Here is a 5,058-nt window from a genome sequence, read left to right as displayed (position 1 = left end):
GCCGTCTTGTTCCCTGATATCAGTCAGGTCAAAATGAGTTAGTAAATCTTCCGGGAAGAAATGCTTTAAAATATCTTGTGCTTCCATGTAGCTAAATTAATTGTATTTCATTTTCCCCACCTGTTTTATCGGGTGAACCGTAAAACAAAGCAGTGATAATTATATTTACGAGGCAGTAAAAAAAGGAGTGGACGAAAAATTACCTCCTGAAATTGCTGACGGGATCAATGATGTCAGTATGCGTACAGAATGGAACAAATCTGCACCAACAGAATTTGCCTTGCCAACCGAAATTTGGCGAGAAGTGGTTGACCGCAGAAACCGGTATTCAGAAATTAGAAGTAAGATTAGCAATGGTGAAATTACTGCAATAAATGATTTTATCACATACAACCTGAATATTCGCCAGTTTGCACAGGATGTTGTTGAAAACACGACTGATCCTGAATTTCTGAAACACTTTTACAAATCACTCAACAGCTTTACCATTATTGACCCGACCTGCGGTTCCGGGGCTTTTCTATTTGCAGCCATGAATATTCTTGAACCGTTGTATGAGAGCTGTATTCAGCGCATGGAAAATTTTGTTGCCGAAGCGACAAAAGGGAAATACAAATTCTTTGAAGAAGTTTTGGAACAGGTGAAAAGCCCCGAACATCCCAACCTGAGTTACTTCATTTATAAAAGCATCATACTTAGAAACCTCTACGGAGTGGATATAATGAAGGAAGCTGTTGAAATTGCAAAACTCCGCTTATTCCTAAAATTAGTTGCAACGGTTGAAGTTGATTACCGCAAACCTAATCTGGGCTTAGAACCTTTGCCGGATATTGATTTTAATATAAGGGCTGGTAATACTTTAGTAGGTTTTGCAACCGAAGCCGAACTGGAAAAATCACTGATTGAAGATTTGCTGGGTTCCATTGTGAAAAATGAAATTGAAGAAAAATGTGATATTGTTGCCCGGGCTTTTACCCGATACAAAGACATTCAATTAGGCGATGGTGATGACTACAAGGGTTTTAAGAAAGCTAAAGAAGACCTGAATATACGATTAGCTGAACTCAACCACGAACTAAACCTTTTATTACATAAACAATCTACCGCCATAATATATGCCGACTGGTTGAGAACTCATCAACCCTTTCATTGGTTTGCGGAATTTTATGAAATAATACATTATAAAGGCGGTTTTGACGTGGTGATTGGGAATCCGCCTTATGTTGAGTATTCAACAGTTAAGAAATTTTATACCCTAAAAGACTTTGACTGTTTATCATCTGGTAATTTATATTCGTTTGTAATAGAAAGAGCTATTAAAATTCAAAAGGAAAATTCATATAATGGAATGATAATTCCTTTAAGTGCATATTGTACGGATAGAATGGCCTCTTTCCAAAAAGTCAAATTTGAGAACTGCTCTGAATTGTTTTTAAGTTATTATGCTGAAAGACCAAGTAAACTATTTGAAGGAGCAGAAAGAAATTTGGTAATTTCTCTTTTTAAAAAGAATGGTAAAACAAAGATTGAAAAAACATATACGACATATTACTACAAATGGAATTCAGCATTTCGTGATTTTTTGTTCGACAATATTTCATATACAGAAGCAAAGGCAACAATTATAACTGGAATTGTTCCGAAAATTAGTACTAATGAAGAATTGTCAATTATCAAAAACCTTAGAACAGTAAAGAAAAATATTGGTTTCTATACTTCAAGAAGCAAAACAAATCATTACTTGTATTATCGAAATAGTGGTGGTCGGTACTGGAAAATAATAACAGATTTTCAACCAAAGTTTTTTCTAAATGGTAAAAGAGGCGTCTCCTCAAGGGAAAGCTATCTTTATTTCGGTGATATAAAAACATTAAAAATCACGGTTGCATTACTGAATAGCTCAACATATTATTGGTATTATATTATGCACTCCGATGCAAGAACCAATAATCCAAGCGATTTAAAAGAGTTTCCAATTGACATTGAAAATATTCCTGATAATTTAAAAAATAACCTATTAATTGTATGCGACAAATTAATGAAAGATTTGGATAAAAATTCAATTATGCAACCTGCAAAATATCAAACTGGAAATGTTGAATTCCAGCAATTTTTTCCTCAGAAATCAAAACCCATCATTGACGAAATCGACACAGTATTAGCGGAGTATTATGGTTTCACGGCAGAGGAGTTGGATTTTATTATCAATTATGATATAAAGTACAGGATGGGTAAGGAGTTGGAGAATGGGGAGGATGAAGAATAAAAATATAAATATGGCAAAGAAAAAAGAGCAAACAGCATTTAATCCCAGACCATACATGGAATTGGCAATTGAGGAGATGAATAAGAGCCTTAATGAACCAAGACCAGATGGTAAAGTACCTCCCAAGGTTGGGGCAATTTTGCTATTTCAGGATGGAAAAATTGAAAGGGCTCACAGAGGTGAGCTCAGAGATGGTGATCATGCGGAATTTACCTTGCTTGAAAGAAAACTTGGAAATAAAAAACTTGATGATTGTATTCTGTTTACTACACTTGAACCTTGTGTTGAAAGAACACCTCCAAAAATAGCTTGTTGTAAGCGAACCTCAAAAGCAAGAATAAAAACGGTTTACGTTGGCATCATTGATCCTGACCCAACTGTTTCAACTAAGGGGATTGATCATTTAGAGAGGCATGGGATAATTGTTAAAATGTTTGACCGTGATCTACAAAAGCAGATTGAAAGTGAGAATAAGGAGTTTCTAAAACAGGCTTGGGAAAGGAAGAGAAAAGCTGCAGAAGAGGATTTTTCTAAACCAATTGAACAACCAATTTCCAATTCAACATTCGATAAACTTTCTGTTGAAGCACTTCAAAAATTTATCAATCAAGCTAAGTTACAATATAAGATTGACCAGCCTGAATTTAAAGATTATTTGATTGATATGGGAGTATTGAGTCTTGATAAATCTGACAATACCTTTAAACCCAATGGATATGGCATATTGCTTTTTGGCAATGACCCACGCAATACATTTAAGGGGGCTGCTTTGAAATGTACAGCAAAACTTGGCAACTATGAATTTAAACCCGAGAGTTTCGATCAGGCATTGGTTCTAGTTCCTGATTTGGTTCAAGAATGGCTAAGAAAGGTGTTAGCTCAGGAAAAGGACACGTCATCATTTAAAAGAGGAGAAAAAGAGAGTTTCCCACTTGAGGTTCTTCGTGAGGCTTTTATTAATGCAATCGTTCACCGAGATTATTCTATTGGAGGAGCTAAGAATATGATCAACATAACTGATGATGCAATAATTGTTAAAAGTCCCGGTGCTCCTCCCTCAACCATTACATTGGAGCAATTGAACACATTCAAAGCTCCTTCTTACAGCCGAAATCCAGTAATCTCATTGGTATTCAACAAAATGGGTTATGTTGAAGAAACTGGTTTGGGAATGGCTGCATTAAAGTCTTTAAATGAAAAGTATAGTTTGCCTTTACCTGAATATACTTATGAGGAACCATTACTAACTTTGATATTTCCTAAAACTTTGGAAGCAATTAAAAAAGTTAGTCAACACCCTAATGTTGCTAAACTTAATGATGCTCAATTAAAAGGATATGAGTGGCTGAAAACTGTTAGCGAGGCCAGTACAAGGGAATATTCATCTCATTTTGATATTGGCTATAAAACTGCTCAACGACATCTTGCTGCAATGAAAGAACTTGGTTTAATACGTGATAATGGAGAAGATGCTAATTCGCCTAATTATAAATATGTTGTTAATGAATAAGATAAAGTACTTGGACAAGAAGCTGGACATAGTGTCCAAGTATGTGGTAAAAAAGCTACTAATTAAGATAAGCTTGGACAAGAAGTTGGACATAGTGTCCAAGTAAGCCATTTTAGTAAAGAAAGAACTGATGAAAGAAACAAATGAGATTATAGTGCAACATAGACAAGAAGATAGTCATGCTGTCTATGTTAGGGGTAATAAAGATGGTAATAATGCTAAACATAGACATGGACATGCTGTCTATGTTGGTAGCGATGGAAATAGTAATAAAAAGTAGGGAGTAGTTCCTAATATAATTGCTGATAATGATTGTGTTAGAAGAAATAGTATAATTAAAAGTGGGGAGCTTAATTAAAAAAAGTGGGAAGTTATTAATGTAGTTGGACATAAACTTGGACATGGTGTCCAAGTTAAAGATGTAATCGAAAATGAAGATAGAACAACTAATAGGAAATGAGACATTGTTAGAGCTAAAGAAAACAGCTTTTTTATGCAGCCGGTCTATTCCTGCATCCGTTGTATTGAAATGCTATGATTGGGCAATTGAGCAAAGAGAAGCCGGAAATTGTATCATCAGCGGTTTTCATAGCCAACTTGAAAAAGATGTATTTCATTATTTGCTGAAAGGCAAACAACCAATCATTATTGCATTAGCCAGAGGATTAAAAGAAAAGATTGAACCGGAACTTATTGAACCAGTAGAAGAAGGAAGAATTTTAATCATCAGCCCTTTTGACAAGACAGTAAAACGAGTAACCGAACAAACAGCCGAAATAAGAAACAAAATGATGATTGAACTTGCAGACAACATTACAGTCGGATATGCAAGCGAAGGAGGGAACCTGGAAACACTATTAAAAACAACAAAAAAGGAATTAATAAGATTAGTATGAGCCATCGCAGCAGCCACACACATTGTCAAGCCCCACAAGCCCAAGCTCTAACCAAAGCTTGCCAAAGAGTGTGTCTGCCCCAACACAGAGAGAATTTCAAAATTTTCCTCCCACTCCTAAAGAAAGAATTAAAACACGCCAACACACAGGCGACCCAGATAGAAAAGAAAATGAAACGAATGACAAGTTTAATATGAAAGTGCAAATTGACACTGACACACGGACAGACAAGAACCGCCAGTGCATAATAAATAGGACTCTGAGTGGTCGGTACGACCCAGCGATGAGTCGGTGTTGAACTACACCCGCCGGGTTCAGGGCTATGTACATATCGCCCGATTTATAGTTTTAATTGAAATTTTTTAGGATAAAGTTCTTTGACGTAT

General features: G+C 35.7%; 4 protein-coding genes. All 4 read left to right on the top strand.

The genetic code is table 11. The annotated features are described in order from the left end of the window. The first annotated feature begins 187 nt into the window (after positions 1–187). The 4 genes from KJ971_07475 to KJ971_07460 all read left to right on the top strand — a co-directional run bounded on the left by KJ971_07475 (position 188) and on the right by KJ971_07460 (position 4,672). Positions 188–2,266 (top strand): Eco57I restriction-modification methylase domain-containing protein, encoded by a 2,079-nt coding sequence (locus KJ971_07475; GenBank protein ID MBU1145670.1) that lies wholly within the window; start codon positions 188–190, stop codon positions 2,264–2,266. Then, a complete protein-coding gene (locus tag KJ971_07470; GenBank protein MBU1145669.1) occupies positions 2,247–3,776 on the top strand; it encodes a hypothetical protein in 1,530 nt (509 codons plus the stop codon). Before KJ971_07475 ends, KJ971_07470 begins: the two co-directional genes overlap by 20 nt. 130 nt (positions 3,777–3,906) lie before the next feature. Further along, positions 3,907–4,056 carry a hypothetical protein gene (locus KJ971_07465; GenBank protein MBU1145668.1) on the top strand — a complete coding sequence of 50 codons (150 nt, stop codon included), beginning with the start codon at positions 3,907–3,909 and terminating at the stop codon, positions 4,054–4,056. Between the two features lie 151 nt (positions 4,057–4,207). Then, positions 4,208–4,672, top strand: a complete 465-nt coding sequence (locus tag KJ971_07460; GenBank protein MBU1145667.1) for a DNA-binding protein — start codon at positions 4,208–4,210, stop codon at positions 4,670–4,672. The last annotated feature ends 386 nt before the right edge of the window (positions 4,673–5,058 follow it).

It is taken from the genome of Bacillota bacterium, assembly GCA_018818595.1.
Taxonomy (GTDB): domain Bacteria; phylum Bacillota_I; class Bacilli_A; order Izemoplasmatales; family Hujiaoplasmataceae; genus JAHIRM01.
Note: the sequence above shows the minus strand (reverse complement) of the source record. Positions and strands in the feature narration are given on the sequence as shown.

Coding starts and splice junctions, on each gene's coding strand:
- KJ971_07470 (MBU1145669.1), top strand. CDS start 2,247: ATGGGGAGGATGAAGAATAAAAATATAAATATGGCAAAGAAAAAAGAG.
- KJ971_07465 (MBU1145668.1), top strand. CDS start 3,907: ATGAAAGAAACAAATGAGATTATAGTGCAACATAGACAAGAAGATAGT.
- KJ971_07460 (MBU1145667.1), top strand. CDS start 4,208: ATGAAGATAGAACAACTAATAGGAAATGAGACATTGTTAGAGCTAAAG.